Here is a 16,155-nt window from a genome sequence, read left to right as displayed (position 1 = left end):
CCTGAAGGGCAGGGGAGAAGTGACGACTGAAGGGTGGCCGCGCGGACACCAGGGGCAGCGGATACGCGGCGGCCGGAGCGCGGCGGGGCCGCGGAGGCCGCAGCGCTGCTGGCAGCGCCGGCGGTGCGGGAGCTGCGGCGGGCCCTGTCCCGGGGCCGTGCCGTGCTCCGAACTGAGGTCGTGCTGTTGCGGTGCCGAACCGACTTCACTCTGTGGCGGCTGCGTCACCAGGCCGCCCGAGCAGGGGTGCTGCTCGTTCCAGCAGGTTAACCGGTGGGTAACCGCAGCGCCAGGGGTAGGGCGGGTCATTAGTCTGTGGTGCAGGCCACGTCTCGGCAACCGGGGCGCCCCGGCGGGAGGGAAGCGGCAAATGGAAGACGAATTCCACGAGTTGACGGACCGGGTGCGGGCCGAACTCCGCTCCCCACAGGATCTGGTCGCCTACGAGCGCCTGCTGGGGCTCGCCCGCAAGAACACCCCCGCCGCGCGGGAAGAACTCGCCCGGATGCTGGTCGCCGTCGAACGACCCCTGTGGGCCCGCGAGATCGCCGCCTTCATCCTCGGCTGCGCCGGCGACAAACGCGCCTTCGAGACGCTCGTACTGCTGCTCAACTACCGCGATCCGGTGCGCTGCGCCACCGCGGCCCACGCCCTGAGCCGGCTCGGCGACCCGCGCACCGCCCGCGCGGCGGCCGCCCTCGCCACCAACCCGCTGCGCACCGCGTACGCCCTGCACCCGGTCCGGCTCCTCGCCGAACTGCGCGCACCGCAGTCCGTGCCGGCGCTGATCGCCACCCTGGAGCGGCTGCTGACCCCGCACAACCCCTACTGGCGGGTGGCACTCGCCTGCGTCGAGGGCCTGGGCGCCCTGGGCGACCGCCGCGCCGTACCCGTCCTCACCGCCGCCACCGCCCACCCCCGCCTGGCCGCCGCCGCAGCGGCCTCACTGGCCCGCCTGGGGGTCCACGAGCTTCCGGGGGACGAGGGACGGGGCGATGCGGGTGGGGAGGGGGGCACAGCGACGGGGGGCCGCCCGGACCCGGCGAAGGGGGGCCGGGACGGCGCGGGGGAGGGCGCAGGTGTCGCGGGGGGCGGCCCAGCCACGGCGGGGGAGGGGGCAGCCGCTGTGGAGGAGCGCCCAGGGGGGTGAAGCGGTCAGCCGGAGATCACGGGGCGTCCCGAGAGCATTCCATGACCTCGCCCCGGGGTCCCGGGGACGTGGGATGTCGGATGTCGGGTCCGGCACCACGCCGTGATGAGGTATGGACATCACGGCGTGGGGTCCGGGAGCACGACGTGGGAGCCGGGTACTAGGCGGACAGCGGGCGCCAGTAACGCAGCTCGGGGACGCTACTGCCGCCCACCTTGTACGTCTCCTCCGCCCCGTCCGCCACGAAGCCGGCCCGCTCGTAGAACCGCTGGGCGCGGGTGTTGCCGCGCACCACCCACAAATACAGCGCGCGGTATCCGCTCTGCCGTGCCCGGTCCGTGCCCGCGGCCATCAGGGCACGCCCGACGCCGGTGCCGATCCGCTCGGGCGCGACGTACAGCGCGAACAGCTCACCCGCGGTCGGGCGAGGGTCGGGCAACTCCTCGGCGCCCGGGGCGACATCGGGGTCCCGGGCCGGGCCGACCGAGGCCCAGCCGACCACCTCACCGGCCGACTCCGCCACCAGGTCGACCACCTCCGGCGAGCGCCGCCCGAACCACGACCGCCGCCGCTCGGCGTCCGCCGCCACGCTCATCCCGTCCAGATACGTCTGCGGCATCAGCCCGCGGTACGCCGCCTGCCAGCCGCGGACCCGGACCGCCGAGACCGCCTCGATGTCGGCCTCGCCCATTTCCCGTATCCGGAGCGGTCCTGCCGGCCTCCTGTCCCTCCCCATGTTCCTGCCCGTGTCCGTATCCATGAGGGAGAGGGTAGGGGCCCGGTCAAGGGGGCTTTTGGCGTCTTCGCAGCCGTGCGCTTGACCTTGCCCCTGGGGGCAGGGTTCGAGACTTCCGGCATGGCACACAGCGCGACCACGCACACCACTCGCACCACGCACACCACCCCCACCACGAAAACCCCGTCGACGCAGCAGGAGCCCGGGCCGACCGCCACCGGAACCGGCAGGCATCCCGCGGGTACCCCGCCACGCCGGGTGGTGATCATCACCGGTGCGGGTACGGGGATCGGGCGGGCCGCCGCCCGGGCCTTCGCGGCGGAGGGCGCGCGGGTGCTGGCGGTGGGCCGCCGGGCCGAGCCGCTGGCGGAGACGGCGGCGGACGCCGAGGGGGACGGCGAGATCGTCCCGTACACCGCCGACATCACCGCGGACGACGCTCCCGCGAACCTCGTACGCCACGCGATCGAGACGTACGGCCGGCTGGACGTCCTGGTCAACAACGCCGCCATCGTGGGCACCGGGGCACTCGGCAGCTTCACCAAGGAGGGGATGGGGCCGCAACTGGCGACGAACCTCGTCGCGCCTGTACTGCTGACGCAGGAAGCGGTGCCCCATCTGGAGCGGACCGGTGGGGTCGTGGTCAACATCAGTACCTCGATCGGCCAGCGCGGCTGGCCCGGCAATGCGGTCTACGCCGCGACCAAGACGGGGCTCGAACTGCTCACCCGTAGCTGGGCGGTGGAGCTCGCACCGCGCGGGGTGCGGGTGGTGGCGGTCGCACCCGGCGCGATCGAGACCCCGATCGCGCTCCACCAGGGCCTGTCCGACGAGCAGCGGGCGGCGCACCGCGCATGGCAGATCGCGCACACGCCGATGGGACGGATCGGCCGCCCCGAGGAGGTGGCCTGGGCCATCACCCACCTGGCCGCCCCGTCCGCCTCGTTCGTCACGGGGGTGATCCTCCCGGTCGACGGCGGCGCGGTGGTCGGCTGAGCCCGCCCCGACCGCCCCGACCGCTGCGATCGTGGGCCGGGCCCGCCTCGGCTCTGGCCCCGCGGGCCTGCCTCGGCCTTGTCCCCGCGGGCCCGCCCCGGCCCTGTCCCGGCGGGCTTGTCTCCGTCTTGTCCCCGCGGACCTGCTTCGGCCCTGCCCCCGGGGGCCCGCCTCGGCCTTGTCCCCGGAGGGACCGCCCCGGCCCTGCCCCCCGCGGGCTCGCCTTCGCCCCGGTCGTCAGCCCCGACCGATCCGAAGCGGTCAACTCACCCCCCGCCCGTCGGCTCCGCCCGCTCCGAAGGGGTCAACTTGCCCCCCGCCGGCCCGAACCTCGTCACTACACCCGCCCACCCCCCGAAGGGGGGTGGGCGGCGGGGAAACAAGAGGTGCGCGGCAAAGGCGAGACGCGAAAGGCGAGACGCAAGAGGCCAGCACAGCCGCGCCGACGCCAGCACCAGTAGTGGAGCCGCCACCAACCCCCGGACCCGTGGCGTAGCCGCGCCGGTGTCAGCATCCGGGGCCGCGCCGCGCCACCACCGCACTGGTGCACGTGCTGCAATCGGCTGCGAGGCTCCGTGCTGGAATCGGCTGCGAGGTTGGAGCCGAGGTGGAGTCGAGGGAGGGGGCAACCCGTGCGGATCGGGGAGTTGGCGGAGGTTACGGGGGCGACGCCGCGGGCGTTGCGGAACTACGAGCGGGAGGGGCTGATCGCCTCCGTCCGGGAGGCGAACGGCTATCGGGTCTACGACGCCCGCGCGGTCGTACGGGTGCGCAACATCCGCCACTTGCTGGCGGCCGGGCTCACGCTCGCCGACGTCCGCTGTTTCACCTCCTGCCTGGACGGCGACATGACCACCGCTCAGCCGTCCGCCGAGGGGCTGCGGATCGCCCGTGAGCGGCTCGCCGTCATCGACGAGCGGATCGCCGCCCAGACCGAGGCCCGCGACCGCCTGGCGCGGGCCCTGGAGGCCGCCCCGGCCGCCTCTGCGTGAGCGGCCGGCCCGGCGGGTCGGCTGGTTCAGATGAGGGTCAGCTGGGTCGGGCCGGGGGGCGATGGTGTGGGTGTGTGCGAGGGCGGTCGCGAAGAGGTGTCATCGGCTGCGGGGGTGGAATTCTCGGCGGTGTCCCCGGACGGTGGGCGGATGCGGCGGGCCTCCCCGGAGCGGGCGGGGCCGATGCCGTATTCGGCGGCGAGTTCGTGGACCTGGCGGGTGATCCGGCGCTGGTACCACGTGGGCGCGTAGGAGCCGTCCGCGTACATCGTCGCGTAGCGCCGTACGAGGTGCGGATGATGGCGGTCCAGCCAGGACAGGAACCACTCGCGGGCGCCGGGGCGCAGGTGCAGCACCAGCGGCGTGACGGATCCCGCGCCGGCCTCCGCGATGGCGCGGACCGTGTCGCGAAGCTGCTCGGGCGCGTCGCCGAGGAACGGGATGACGGGTGCCATGAGCACGCCGCAGGGAATGCCGTGCGCGGTGAGGGTGCGCACCACGTCCAGCCGGCGTTCGGGGGCGGGCGTGCCGGGCTCGACCGTGCGCCACAGCTCGTGGTCCAGGAAGCCGACGGAGACCGAGACGCCGACGTCGGTGATCTCGGCGGCCTGCCGCAGTAGTTCCAGGTCGCGCAGGATGAGCGTGCCCTTGGTGAGGATCGAGAACGGGTTGGCGTGATCGCGCAGGACCGTGAGGATGCCGGGCATGAGGCGGTAGCGGCCCTCCGCGCGCTGGTAGCAGTCGACGTTGGTGCCCATCGCGATGTGGTCGCCGCGCCAGCGGCGCCCGGCCAGTTCGCGGCGCAGTAGTTCCGGGGCGTTGACCTTCACCACGATCTGGGAGTCGAAGCCGAGGCCGGTGTCCAGGTCCAGATAGCTGTGGGTCTTGCGCGCGAAACAGTAGACGCAGGCGTGGCTGCAGCCCCGGTAGGGGTTGACCGTCCATTCGAACGGCATCCGGGAGGCACCCGGGACGCGGTTGACGAGGGAACGGGCGCGCACCTCGTGGAACGTGATCCCGCGGAATTCGGGGGTGTCGATCGTCCGGCTGACCACGTCCGCACCGAACAGTGCGGCCGGGCCGTCACCCAGGTTGTCCCAGCGCATTCGGGCCTCCTTCTGCATGCTGCATGCCGTCGAGCCCCCGGCCGCCATAATAGAACACACGTTCCCTTCTTGTTCCTCGCGTGTTCCCGTCCCGCCCGGCGAGGCGGGCCCGGGCGGATTTTGGGCGCGCACCCCAGTGGTGGTTGGCTTGGCGGCGCATCGCAGGACCGGCAGCCGACTACTGGAGGAAGACACACATGGGTCAGGTCGAGGCCACCACGCAGCGCGAGATCGCGGCGGACCCGGAGGACGTGTTCGACGCGCTCGCCGACTACAGCGGCACGCGCCAGCAGCTGCTGCCCGAGCACTTCTCGGAGTACGAGGTCCGCGAGGGCGGCGACGGCAAGGGCACCCTCGTCCACTGGAAGCTCCAGGCCACGAGCAAGCGGGTGCGGGACTGCCTGCTGGAGGTCGACGAGCCCACCGACGGCCAGCTCGTGGAGAAGGACCGCAACTCCTCCATGGTGACCACCTGGGTCGTCACGCCGGCCGGCGAGAAGCGCGCCAGGGTCGTCGTCACGACCACCTGGCAGGGCGCGGGCGGTATCGGCGGCTTCTTCGAGCGGACCTTCGCCCCCAAGGGTCTCGGCCGGATCTACGACGCCATCCTCGCCAACCTCGCGGCGCGCATGGAGAAGTGATCGGACGTCATACGTCCCCTGTGTGTCATGTGCGCGCAGCTCACCCTCGACGTCAGGTGCTTCCTGCGCTGAGTGTGGACGTCACATGCGTCACCCTGGGCGCGTTGCGTCACGCTCACCGGTTCGGGTGGTTTCGGCCGTGCCGAGGTGCCCCGGCCGTCGGACCCGTTCCGTGCGGAAAGCCCTGATGGGAGCCCAAGGCGCCTGCCCGACAAGGCACTTGACGTCCGGTCCGACCCCGCCACATCCCTTTCGTCGCGCTTGAACGCTGTTGTCGCCCAATGCGAGAAATTGGGCGGCAACAGGCGTGACGAGGGGAGCAGCACGTGGGCGGGACCACCCTGAGCGACCCGGCCGGGCGGACCGGCCCACCGGCACCGGGCACGGCCACGGCCCCGCCCGCCGACGACCGGCCCGGTGCGCCGGACGGCGCCGGCCCGGTGCCGCTCGGCCCCCGCCGGGCCCGTCTGGTCCTCGTCGGCCTGCTGCCGGTCCTGCTGCTCGCGGCCCTCGACCAGACCGTCGTCGCCCCCGCGCTCCCGAAGATCGTCGGCGAGCTGCACGGCCGGGGCGCGATGTCCTGGGTGATGACGTCCTACCTCCTCGCCTCCGCCCTCGGCCTGCCCCTCCACGGCAGACTCGGCGACCTTTTCGGCCGCAAACCGGTCTTCCTCTTCGCGCTCCTGGTCTTCACCGCAGGTTCGGCACTGGCCGGCTGGTCGCGCACCCTGGACGAACTGGCCGCCTTCCGGGCCGTCCAGGGCCTCGGCGGCGGCGGACTGCTGATCGGCGTCCACGCACTCGTCGCCGACGTCGTACCGCCCCGGGCCCGTGGCCGCTCCCTGGGACTGATCGGCGCCGCCTTCGGCCTCGCCTCCGCGGCCGGACCGCTGATCGGCGGCTTCTGCGCCGACCACGCCTCCTGGCGCTGGTGCTTCTCCCTCCACGTCCCGTTCGGTGCGCTGACGTTCCTCGTCATCGCCTTCGCGCTGAAGCTGCCCCGGCCGGCCCGCCGGCCCAGGCTCGACCTCTCCGGCGCCCTGCTGCTCGCAGCGTTCGCCACCTGCCTCGTGCTGCTGACGAAGTGGGGCGGCACGGAGTACGCCTGGAACTCGCGGGTCGTCCTCGGCCTGGGGGCGGGGGCGCTCGGCAGCGCGCTGCTCTTCCTCGCCGTCGAGCACTTCGCCGCCGAACCGATCGTCCCGCTGCGGCTGGTCCGCGACGCGCTCTTCACCCGCACCGGCCTGATCGGCGCCGCCGTCGGCATCGCCCTTTTCGGCGCCGCCCGATGGCTGCCGACCTTCCTGCGGGGAGCCGACGGCGCCTCGGCCACCGAGTCCGGCCTGCTGATGCTGCCGCTGTTGGGCGGCATCGTCCTCGCGTACGTCGTCTCCGGCCGGTTCATCGGCCGCACCGGCCACGGCAAGGTCTTCCCCGTGCTGGGCTGTGCGGTGGCCGCCGGGGGGATGTGGCTGCTGGCCCGGACGCCGCCGGGCACCCCCAGGGAGACCGCCAGCCTCTTGACGGCCCTCCTGGGCCTGGGGCTCGGCCTCGTGCTGCCGGTGCTGGTGCTCGCCGCCCGGAACTCCGTACGCGCCCGCGACCTCGCCACCGCGACCAGCGCCAACCACTGCTTCCGGCACCTCGGCGGCAGCGTCGGCGTGGCCCTCTCCGGCCTCCTCTTCGCCGACCGGCTGGCGGTGTCGCGGCGGCTGCCCGACCCGGAGTCGATCACCCCGCAACTGCTGCGCGCGCTGCCCGCCTCCCTGCGCGACGGCCCCGTCGCCGCCTACGCCCACGCCGTCCCGAGGGTCTTCTTCTCCTTCGTGCCGGTGCTCGTCCTGGGCCTCGTGCTCCCCTTCTTCCTGAAAGAGAAAACACTGGTGTCCCACGCCTCTCACGCCCCGCAGACCTCCCCGACCCCGGACCGGCCCACCACCTACGGAGAGCCGATCGAACCGGCGGATCATTCCGGATCTTCCGTAGCTTCCGGACCCGCCGGACCCGCCGAACAGACCGGACAGACCGTGCCGACCGCCGTGCCGCAGGCCCGTTCCGCCGTGGATCCGGAGGCTCTCAACTCGACGTTCCCCACGGGTGGTTACCGCCGTGGTTCCCGCTTCTCCGGTGGCGGGCATCCGGGCATCCCGGTGTGCGGGGCGGTGCGGCACCACGACGGCTCCATCGTGCCGCGGGCCGCGCTCACCCTCATCGACGTCACCGGGCGGCAGATCGGCCGCGGCGCCTCCGGCGAGGACGGGCGGTACGCCCTGAGCACCCCCGGCGCCGGCTCCTACGTGCTGATCGCGGCCGCCGGTGGCCACCAGCCGCAGGCCGTGACCGTGACCGTCGGCGAACGGCCGGTCGAACTGGACGTGGTCCTCGGCGGCGCCGGGCGGCTGGCCGGCACCGTCACCACCGCCGACGGCACCCCCGTACGCGATGCCATGGTCACCCTCACCGATGTGCGCGGCGAGGTCGTCGCGACCACCCGCAGCGGACGCGAAGGCGCTTACGTCATCGGGGAGTTGGTGGCCGGCGAGTACACCCTCGCCTCCAGCGCACCGGCGTACCGGCCGGCCGCGCTGCCGGTCACCGTCCAGGCGTCGCGGGAGACCCGCCAGGACATCGAACTCGCGGGGGGTGCGGTGCTGCGCGGGACCGTACGGGCCGGTGGCGGGCGCCCGGTCGAGGACGCCCGGGTCACCCTGCTGGACGTCGCGGGCAATGTCGTCGACACCGCCGTCACCGGGCCCGACGGGCTGTTCCGCTTCGTGGACCTCGCGGCCGGCGAGTACACCGTGGTCGCCGCCGGATATCCGCCGGTGGCCACCGTCCTCCAGGTGGCCGGCGGCGGCCGCACCGAACGCGACCTCCAGCTCGGACACGAGGACTGACCGCACGCCAACGGGTGGTGACGGGACGCCTGTTGTGCGGGCATACCACCTGTTCGGCCTCTTGGGGAAATGCCGCCCACCGCGTCGGCCTGCGGCCGTAGCGTGGTGGCGGTGAGGCACGATCGGGGTACCAGGAAGCAACCGCCCGTGGAGCGTGGCGGGTCGGACGCCGCCGGCCGGTGCGCTACGTCAGCCCGGGTGGCCGAGCCGCGCCACGCTCTGCCGGGACGGATTCCGCTTGCGGTCGTGGTGGTGGCCGCGGACGGCCGGATCTCCCACTGGAGCAGCGACGCCCACCGGCTCTTCGGGCCCGGCCGCGCGGAGGCGGTGGGCACCCCCGCGCTCGACCTGATGCCGGTCACGGGTGCCCTCGGCGGCAGCGGCGCGGAGGGGTGCGACGGGCACGGTGGTCTGTACGCCTCGTCGGGAGGTCGGACGTCCTACCCCACCGCGGGCCGGGCCCGGATGGCGACCGGCGGGGCGGGGCCCGTGGACCTGCTGTGGTGGGCGTACCCGCTCGCTGTCCCTGGCCCCGGGCCGACGCTCGTCCTCGCCGCGGATGCCGCCCTGTTGCCCGAGGGCCCGGGCGGACCGGGCGGGCCGGGCGGTCCGGTCGCCGGAGGTGAGCGCTGGATGCCCGGCTTCGCCCGGCACACCGACACCGATCTGCCCGACACCGATCTGCCCGACGCCGATCTGCCCGGCGCCGATCACCCCAGCGTCGATCTCCTCGGCGCCGCCGAACTGGCCCGTCGGCTCCCCGGGTTCCTGCCGGACCTGAGTCCCGGCCTGAGTGCCCGGATCGTCGCTCAGGTCCGGGAGCTGGGCTGTCCGGTGCTGGAGATCAGCCGCCGGGACGGCCTGGCCACCGAGCTCGCCTAGGCAGGTGCCGTAACCGCCCGCGGGCGGCCGGCTCAGCGCTGGAGGTCGCGGTGGATGACGCGGGCGGCGCCCTCGACCGTGGCGACCCCGTAGTCCATGGTCGCGTTGCCGGTGGAGAGGACGGCCATGCCGTAGTCGTGGCCGTGGCCGGTGAAGGTGCCGACGCTGTTGATCCGCCAGCCGCCGGTGTCCCGCGGCAGCCAGCCGTTCTTGACGTGGACGGTCGCGGTGTCCGGGGCGCCGGCCGGTACGCCCCAGCGCTGGTCGGCCGCTACCCGGTGCATCAGGTCGAGTGCGTAGCCGCGGGAGGCCGGGCCGAGCACCGCCCCGTCCGTGGTGAGCAGCTGCATCAGGGTGAGCTGGTCGGCGGCGGTGACCTGGGTGAGGCCCCAGGTCGCGCCGCGGCCCGGCACGGTGTCCCGCATCCCGGCGAGGTCCAGGAAGCGCTGGACGCCGGCCGGGCCGATCTGGTGCCACAGGGCGTTGGTCGCGTCGTTGTCCGACTTGGTGATCATGGCGGTCGTCAGCTTGACCTCGTGCGGGGTCAGCTTCCGGTGCGCCTCCTCGGCCTGCCGCAGCAGTGCGCCGAGGACGGTGACCTTCACCACACTCGCCGAGTCGAAGTGGGTGCCGGATTTGAAGGCGCAGCGGGTGCCGGTCCGGCGGTCGTAGACGGCCAGCGCCGAGGCGCTCTGCCGGCCGTGCAGGGCGTCGGCGATGTCGTGGGACAGGGCCGGGGCCAGGCCGGGCTTCTTGGAGCTGCAGACGACCTTGGCGCCGGCCACCGGGGCGCTGGCGGTGCCGGCCGCGGCCGGGGTCGCCGAGGTGAGCACCGTGAGCAGTGATCCGGCGGCCACCAGCGCGGCCAGTCCGCGGCGCGTGCCGGTTGCGGGGCGTCGTCCGTGGAGGCGTGATCCGTGCATGGGGGTGGTTCCTGTCCCGCTGTGTCGGGGCCCCGCCGGTGGCGGGTCGGCCCTCGGGTGACCGGAGGCGGTCGGGCCGGCGCAGCCGCGTGCGGCGGCGGTGCGCCCTTCATGGGTCACGGCGACGATACGGGGCAGGTCCGAGGACACCCCGGGAATGTGGGGTGCTATGTCCGTATTTGAGAGGTGTGGCTCGGGTGTGAGATTCGCCAAATAGGGACGGACGGGGCGGGTGGGGAAGATCGGAGGGGGGTGCGGCACGCGGGGCGGGGCGGGTGGCGGGGTGCCCTGGAGTGTGTCCCTAGGGGCGCGGCACCGGTTGGCGGAGGCGGCTGGGGCGTGGCCGGCGGGGCGCGGCGGTCCGTCGGCGGTGGGTGCCCGCCATCAGCCGGCGGCCGCGCAGGGCCAGCTCGATCTCGAAGCGGGTCCGCGGATCGCGCAGCCGGGCGCCGAAGAGCTTCTCCAGCTGGCGCATCCGGTACCGCACGGTCTGCGGATGGATGCTGAGCGCCTTGGCCACCTCCGGCGCGCCCATCCCGCCCAGCCAGGCCAGCAGCGTCGCCTCCAGGCGGGAGCACCGCTCCGGCGAGAGGCCGGCGAGCGGCCTGAGTCGGCGGGCGATGAGGGCGCGGGTGAGCGACTCGTCCTGGAGGAGCAGCAGGCTGGAGAGGTGGTCGTCGACGAACGCCACGCCCGCGGCGGGGCCGTCGCACCGGGCGGCCAGCTCCAGCAGGCGGGAGGCGGCACGGACCGAGGCGGCGGCGTCCTGCGGTGGCACCGCATGGCCCACCGCGGCGGCGCGGTGGCGCAGGACGCCCTTCAGCCGGGCCCGGCCCTCGTCGCCCTCGGCGAGCGCGCCGGGGATCAGCAGCCCCGGCGCCTCGTCCGGCAGGCTGACCAGACAGTCGCCGAGCGCCGCGGCGACGAGGTGGAGGTCGGTGGCGGTCGCCAGCCGGACCGCCCGCACGGTGGCCGGCAGCGGCCGGCCGGCCCGCAGGACGTCCGCGATCAGTCGGGTGACCTGCGCCCCGTCGGTCCGCTCCAGGAATTCCCGGAAGCCTGGATTGCGCTCGCAAAGGGAGTGGATGACCAGTTCGGTGAGGACGGCCAGTTGCTCGTCACCGCCGTCGGCCTGCGGGTCGCCGAGTGGTGCTAACGAGCTGGCGTTACGTGCTGTGCTCATGATTCTGCCTCTGTCTCCTCATGTGGGAGGCCGGTTCGGGACGTTCTATCCCACCGGGCCGGGGGCGTCGGCGGCTGACAGAAGTCCGTCGAAACTCCATCGGAATTCTGGCGGATGCCCTTCCGCTTTGCGACAGAAACTGTGTGGAATACGGTGCCACACGAGCGTGTCCGCGTCACCTGCGTGCGCTGCGAGGGCTCACGGTGTTGCGGCCAACTCGGTGGTCCTGGAGGGTTCCGGACGAGGCGTCACGCGTTGCTGGGCGCCTGCGGTGCCTCGAAAAAGTTGTGAACGAGTGATGTCCAAAATCGTGCATACCGCCTGCCGCCTGCGATAGGACTGGTGACCGTGAAGATCCTCATCTCCGCCGACATGGAGGGCGCCACCGGCGTGACCTGGCCCGCGGACGTGCTGCCGGGCAAGCCGCAGTGGGAACGCTGCCGCCCTATGTTCACCTCCGACGTCAACGCGGCGATCGCCGGATTCTTCGACGGCGGGGCCGATGAGGTGCTCGTCAACGAGGCCCACTGGTCGATGCGCAATCTCCTGCTGGAGCAGCTCGACGAACGGGCGCAGATGCTCACCGGCCGGCACAAGTCGCTCAGCATGGTCGAGGGCGTGCAGCACGGCGACGTCGACGGCATCGCCTTCGTCGGCTACCACACCGGCGCGGGCACCGAAGGCGTCCTCGCCCACACCTACCTCGCCAACACCCTCACCGGCGTCTGGGTCGACGGCACCCGCGCCAGCGAGGGCTACCTCAACTCCCTCGTCGTCGCCGAGTACGGCGTGCCCGTCGTCCTGGTCACCGGCGACGACCGCACCTGCCAGGACGCCCAGGGATACGCCCCCGAGGCGCCCGCCGTGGCGGTCAAGGACTACGTCTCGCGCTACGCCGCGGTCTGCCGGCCACCGGCCCGTACGGCCGCCGACATCCGGGCCGCGGCCGCCAAGGGCACGGCGCTGGCGGTCCGTCACGAACCGGCGCGCCGGGGCCCGTTCCACGTCGAGTTGGAGTTCGACGCGGAGCATCTGGTGGGTGCCGCGACCTGTGTGCCCGGCGTGGAGCGCAGCGCGGAGCGCCGGGTCGCGTATACCGGTCGGAACATGTACGAAGCCATCCGGTGCTTCAAGGCGGTCACCACCGTCGTGTCGTCCGCCGTGGAGGAAGAATATGGCTGAGAAGACCGAGCAACAGGGCACCGCCGGCCACGCGGCCGGGGTGGACCGGCAAGCGCTGGACGAGGTGGTGCGGTTCACCTCCGACCTGATCCGGATCGACACCGGCAATGCCGGCGACGGCACCTGCCGGGAGCGCCCGGCCGCCGAGTACGTCGCCGAGCGCCTCGCCGACGCCGGCATCGAACCGACCCTGCTGGAACGCACCCGGGGCCGCACCAACGTCGTCGCCCGCATCGAGGGCACCGACCCCGCGGCCGACGCCCTGCTGGTCCACGGCCATCTCGACGTGGTCCCCGCCGAACCCGCCGACTGGACCGTGCACCCGTTCTCCGGTGAGGTCGTCGACGACGTGGTCTGGGGCCGCGGCGCCGTCGACATGAAGAACATGGACGCGATGGTGCTTGCCGCCGTACGGCACTGGGCGCGCACCGGCGTGCGGCCGCGCCGCGACATCGTGCTGGCCTTCACCGCCGACGAGGAGGCCAGCGCCGAGGACGGCTCGGGCTTCCTCGCCGACCGGCACGCCCCGCTGTTCGCCGGCTGCACCGAAGGCATCAGCGAATCCGGGGCGTTCACCTTCCACGCCGGCGGCGGGATGCAGCTGTACCCGATCGCGGCGGGGGAGCGCGGCACCGCCTGGCTCAAGCTGACCGCCCGGGGCCGGGCCGGGCACGGCTCGAAGGTCAACCACGACAACGCGGTCAGCCGGCTGGCCGGCGCGGTGGCCCGGATCGGCGAGCACGAATGGCCGGTCCGGCTCACCCCGACCGTACGGGCCGCGCTGCGCGAACTGGCCGCCCTGCACCGTCTGGACGTCGACGTGGACGCGCCGGACTGCGATGTCGACGCACTCCTCGGCAAGCTCGGCCCGTCCGCCAAGCTCGTCGAACCAACCGTCCGCAACAGCGCCAACCCCACGATGCTGTCCGCCGGTTACAAGGTCAATGTGATCCCCGGCTCCGCCGTGGCCCATGTGGACGGCCGGGTCGTCCCCGGTGGCGAGCCGGAGTTCCGCACCACCCTGGACGAGCTGACCGGCCCCGAGGTGGAGTGGGAGTACCACCACCGCGAGGTCGCCCTCCAGGCCCCGGTGGACACCCCGACGTACGCCGCGATGCGGGCCGCCGTCGAGCGCTTCGACCCGGACGGCCACGTCGTCCCGTACTGCATGTCCGGCGGCACGGACGCCAAGCAGTTCTCCCGGCTGGGCATCACCGGTTACGGTTTCTCGCCGCTGAAGCTCCCCGAGGGCTTCGACTACCAGGCGCTCTTCCACGGCGTGGACGAGCGCGTACCGGTCGGGGGACTGCACTTCGGTGTCCGGGTCCTCGACCACTTCCTGCGCGCGGCCTGACCGGCCCGCGCCCCGCCCTACCGGTGGAGGAGAGGATCCGCACCATGGTGACCACGGCCCCTTACGGCAGCTGGACGTCCCCGGTGGACGCCCGGACGGTCGCCACGCACGACGGCCGGCCGGCCTTCGTCGGCGTGGTCGGCGACGAGGTCTGGTGGACCGAGCCACGCCCCGCCGAGGGCGGCCGCCGGGCACTGGTCCGCCGGCGGCCGGACGGCACCGAGCAGACCGTGCTGCCCGCGCCGTGGAACGTCCGCAGCCGGGTGCTGGAGTACGGCGGCCTGCCCTGGGCCGGTACCGTCACCGAGCGCGGACCGCTGATCGTCTTCTGCGACTTCGCCGACCAGCGGCTGTACGCCTTCGAACCGGACAGCGGCCGGGAGCCCCGCCCGCTCACCCCGCTGTCCGCCGTGGGGGAGGGGCTGCGCTGGGTCGATCCGGTGCTGCGCCCGGAGCTGGGCGAGGTGTGGTGCGTCCTGGAGGAGTTCACCGGCGAGCGGCCGACGGACGTGCGGCGGGTGATCGCGGCCGTCCCGCTCGACGGCTCGGCGGCCGGACACCGGCAATCCATACGGGAGTTGAGCGACGACCGGCACCGGTTCGTGACCGGTCCGCGGATCTCCCCGGACGGTGACCGGGCGGCCTGGCTCGCCTGGGACCACCCCCGGATGCCCTGGGACGGCACGCTCGTGATGCTCGCCGAGGTCACCGGCAAGGGCGAGTTCACCGCCGTCCGGCCGCTGGCCGGTGACCTCGGACCGACCGCACCGGGCGGCGGCGCGACCGGCGAGTCCGTGGCGCAGATCGAATGGGACGCCGACGGCTCGCTGCTGTTCGTCTCGGACCCCGGCGGCTGGTGGGAGCTCCGGCGCATCCGCCCCGGTGCGAAGGACGACGGCGTGGTGGCGAGCCGCAGCCTGTGCCCCGCCCGGGAGGAGGAGTTCGGCGGCCCGCTGTGGAACGTCGGCGAGCGCTGGTTCCTGCCGCTGGAGAACGGCACCCTCGCGGTGCTGCACGGCCGCGGCGCCATGACCCTGGGCATCCTCGACCCGGTCAGCGGCGACCTCGTCGACGCCGCCGGGCCCTGGACGGAGTGGACGCCCACGCTCGCCGCGCACGGCAGCCGGGTCGTCGGCATCGCGGGCGGCCCGGACCGCTCGTACGAGGTCGTCGAGCTGGACACCTGCACCGGGCGGGCCCGGGCGATCGCCTGCCGGCACACCGACGCCGTGGACCCGGCCTACTACTCCCGGCCGCGGCACCGCACCTTCACCGGCCCCGGCGGCCGGGACGTGCACGCCCACATCCATCCTCCGCACCATCCCGAACACACCGCCCCCGACGGGGAGTTGCCGCCCTATGTGATCTGGGCGCACGGCGGCCCGACCAGTCGCGCGCCGCTGGTGCTCGACCTGGAGATCGCCTACTTCACCTCCCGGGGCATCGGCGTCGCCCAGGTCAACTACGGCGGCTCGACCGGCTACGGCCGCGCCTACCGCGAGCGGCTGCGCGGCCAGTGGGGCGTGGTGGACGTGGCGGACTGCGCGGCGGTCGCCCGGGCGCTGGCCGAGGAGGGCACCGCCGACCCCGCCCGGCTCGCCATCCGCGGCGGCAGCGCCGGCGGCTGGACCACCGCCGCCTCGCTGACCTCCACCGACCTCTACGCCTGCGGCACCATCAGCTACCCCGTCCTGGACCTCACCGACTGGGCGAACGGCGGGACCCATGACTTCGAGTCCCGGTACCTGGAGTCGCTGGTCGGCCCGCTCGCCGAGGTCCCCGACCGCTACCGGGAGCGCTCGCCGCTGCACCGCGCGGACCGGATCACCGCGCCGTTCCTGCTGCTCCAGGGGCTGGACGACGTGATCTGCCCGCCCGCGCAGTGCGAGCGCTTCCTCGCCGAGGTGGCCGGACGCGGGGTGCCGCACGCCTATCTGGCCTTTCCCGGCGAGGGACACGGCTTCCGCCGCGCCGAGACCCTGGTCCGCACCCTGGAGGCGGAACTCGCCCTCTACGCCCGGACCTTCGGCGTTCCGCGGGACGACGTCCCGCCGCTGGAGCTCCGCGAGTGACCGGTGGCCGCCTCCGCCGTAGGCCCAACTGGGCCGTCTGC

At 73.7% G+C, this 16,155-nt stretch carries 13 protein-coding genes; 9 read left to right on the top strand and 4 right to left on the bottom strand.

Translation table 11 applies throughout. The annotated features are described in order from the left end of the window. Positions 1-370: 370 nt before the first annotated feature. Positions 371-1,150, top strand: coding sequence for a HEAT repeat domain-containing protein (locus ACZ7MX_RS29875; protein ID WP_472136488.1), 780 nt, complete (start codon positions 371-373; stop codon positions 1,148-1,150). Positions 1,151-1,310: 160 nt separating this feature from the next. Here ACZ7MX_RS29875 and ACZ7MX_RS29870 read toward each other — a convergent pair whose 3' ends face one another. After that, a complete protein-coding gene (locus ACZ7MX_RS29870; RefSeq protein ID WP_472136487.1) occupies positions 1,311-1,841 on the bottom strand; it encodes a GNAT family N-acetyltransferase in 531 nt (176 codons plus the stop codon). A gap of 165 nt (positions 1,842-2,006) precedes the next feature. On the opposite strand from ACZ7MX_RS29870, the gene ACZ7MX_RS29865 reads away from it, so the two are divergent. Both ACZ7MX_RS29865 and ACZ7MX_RS29860 read left to right on the top strand, forming a co-directional pair. Then, positions 2,007-2,882, top strand: a complete 876-nt coding sequence (locus ACZ7MX_RS29865) for an SDR family NAD(P)-dependent oxidoreductase (RefSeq protein WP_472136486.1) — start codon at positions 2,007-2,009, stop codon at positions 2,880-2,882. A 632-nt stretch (positions 2,883-3,514) separates the two neighbouring features. Then, the gene (locus tag ACZ7MX_RS29860) at positions 3,515-3,874 is read left to right on the top strand and encodes a MerR family transcriptional regulator (protein WP_472136484.1); all 360 of its coding nucleotides are present in this window, start codon (positions 3,515-3,517) and stop codon (positions 3,872-3,874) included. A 26-nt stretch (positions 3,875-3,900) separates the two neighbouring features. On the opposite strand, the gene ACZ7MX_RS29855 is transcribed toward ACZ7MX_RS29860, so the two are convergent. Then, the gene (locus ACZ7MX_RS29855; RefSeq protein ID WP_472136482.1) at positions 3,901-4,980 is read right to left on the bottom strand and encodes an Rv2578c family radical SAM protein; all 1,080 of its coding nucleotides are present in this window, start codon (positions 4,978-4,980) and stop codon (positions 3,901-3,903) included. A 197-nt stretch (positions 4,981-5,177) separates the two neighbouring features. Between ACZ7MX_RS29855 and ACZ7MX_RS29850 the strand changes: the two genes are divergently transcribed. From ACZ7MX_RS29850 to ACZ7MX_RS29840, 3 genes are all read left to right on the top strand, one after another. After that, a complete protein-coding gene (locus ACZ7MX_RS29850) occupies positions 5,178-5,621 on the top strand; it encodes an SRPBCC family protein (protein ID WP_472136481.1) in 444 nt (147 codons plus the stop codon). A 326-nt stretch (positions 5,622-5,947) separates the two neighbouring features. Next, positions 5,948-8,518, top strand: a complete 2,571-nt coding sequence (locus ACZ7MX_RS29845) for an MFS transporter (RefSeq protein WP_472136480.1) — start codon at positions 5,948-5,950, stop codon at positions 8,516-8,518. A gap of 246 nt (positions 8,519-8,764) precedes the next feature. After that, positions 8,765-9,400, top strand: a complete 636-nt coding sequence (locus ACZ7MX_RS29840; RefSeq protein ID WP_472136478.1) for a hypothetical protein — start codon at positions 8,765-8,767, stop codon at positions 9,398-9,400. Positions 9,401-9,432: 32 nt separating this feature from the next. Here ACZ7MX_RS29840 and ACZ7MX_RS29835 read toward each other — a convergent pair whose 3' ends face one another. Both ACZ7MX_RS29835 and ACZ7MX_RS29830 read right to left on the bottom strand, forming a co-directional pair. Continuing rightward, the gene (locus ACZ7MX_RS29835; protein ID WP_472136476.1) at positions 9,433-10,323 is read right to left on the bottom strand and encodes a serine hydrolase; all 891 of its coding nucleotides are present in this window, start codon (positions 10,321-10,323) and stop codon (positions 9,433-9,435) included. A 301-nt stretch (positions 10,324-10,624) separates the two neighbouring features. Further along, positions 10,625-11,506: a helix-turn-helix domain-containing protein gene (locus tag ACZ7MX_RS29830; RefSeq protein WP_472136474.1), complete on the bottom strand. Its 882-nt coding sequence runs from the start codon at positions 11,504-11,506 to the stop codon at positions 10,625-10,627. Positions 11,507-11,854: 348 nt separating this feature from the next. Between ACZ7MX_RS29830 and ACZ7MX_RS29825 the strand changes: the two genes are divergently transcribed. The 3 genes from ACZ7MX_RS29825 to ACZ7MX_RS29815 are packed head-to-tail and all read left to right on the top strand — an operon-like array spanning position 11,855 to position 16,114. Continuing rightward, positions 11,855-12,688: a M55 family metallopeptidase gene (locus tag ACZ7MX_RS29825; RefSeq protein ID WP_472136667.1), complete on the top strand. Its 834-nt coding sequence runs from the start codon at positions 11,855-11,857 to the stop codon at positions 12,686-12,688. Then, positions 12,681-14,042: a M20/M25/M40 family metallo-hydrolase gene (locus ACZ7MX_RS29820; protein ID WP_472136472.1), complete on the top strand. Its 1,362-nt coding sequence runs from the start codon at positions 12,681-12,683 to the stop codon at positions 14,040-14,042. The genes ACZ7MX_RS29825 and ACZ7MX_RS29820 overlap by 8 nt, the downstream gene beginning before the upstream one ends. Positions 14,043-14,086: 44 nt before the next feature. After that, positions 14,087-16,114 (top strand): S9 family peptidase, encoded by a 2,028-nt coding sequence (locus ACZ7MX_RS29815; RefSeq protein WP_472136470.1) that lies wholly within the window; start codon positions 14,087-14,089, stop codon positions 16,112-16,114. Positions 16,115-16,155 lie beyond the last annotated feature (41 nt).

It is taken from the genome of Streptomyces sp. NPDC107765 (assembly GCF_055657085.1).
Note: the sequence above shows the minus strand (reverse complement) of the source record. Positions and strands in the feature narration are given on the sequence as shown.

Excerpts from the sequence above, each read along its gene's own strand:
- ACZ7MX_RS29875 (WP_472136488.1), top strand. The coding sequence starts at position 371 with ATGGAAGACGAATTCCACGAGTTGACGGACCGGGTGCGGGCCGAACTC.
- ACZ7MX_RS29830 (WP_472136474.1), bottom strand. The coding sequence starts at position 11,506 with ATGAGCACAGCACGTAACGCCAGCTCGTTAGCACCACTCGGCGACCCG.
- ACZ7MX_RS29815 (WP_472136470.1), top strand. The coding sequence starts at position 14,087 with ATGGTGACCACGGCCCCTTACGGCAGCTGGACGTCCCCGGTGGACGCC.
- ACZ7MX_RS29850 (WP_472136481.1), top strand. The coding sequence starts at position 5,178 with ATGGGTCAGGTCGAGGCCACCACGCAGCGCGAGATCGCGGCGGACCCG.
- ACZ7MX_RS29820 (WP_472136472.1), top strand. The coding sequence starts at position 12,681 with ATGGCTGAGAAGACCGAGCAACAGGGCACCGCCGGCCACGCGGCCGGG.
- ACZ7MX_RS29865 (WP_472136486.1), top strand. The coding sequence starts at position 2,007 with ATGGCACACAGCGCGACCACGCACACCACTCGCACCACGCACACCACC.
- ACZ7MX_RS29835 (WP_472136476.1), bottom strand. The coding sequence starts at position 10,323 with ATGCACGGATCACGCCTCCACGGACGACGCCCCGCAACCGGCACGCGC.
- ACZ7MX_RS29870 (WP_472136487.1), bottom strand. The coding sequence starts at position 1,841 with ATGGGCGAGGCCGACATCGAGGCGGTCTCGGCGGTCCGGGTCCGCGGC.
- ACZ7MX_RS29855 (WP_472136482.1), bottom strand. The coding sequence starts at position 4,980 with ATGCGCTGGGACAACCTGGGTGACGGCCCGGCCGCACTGTTCGGTGCG.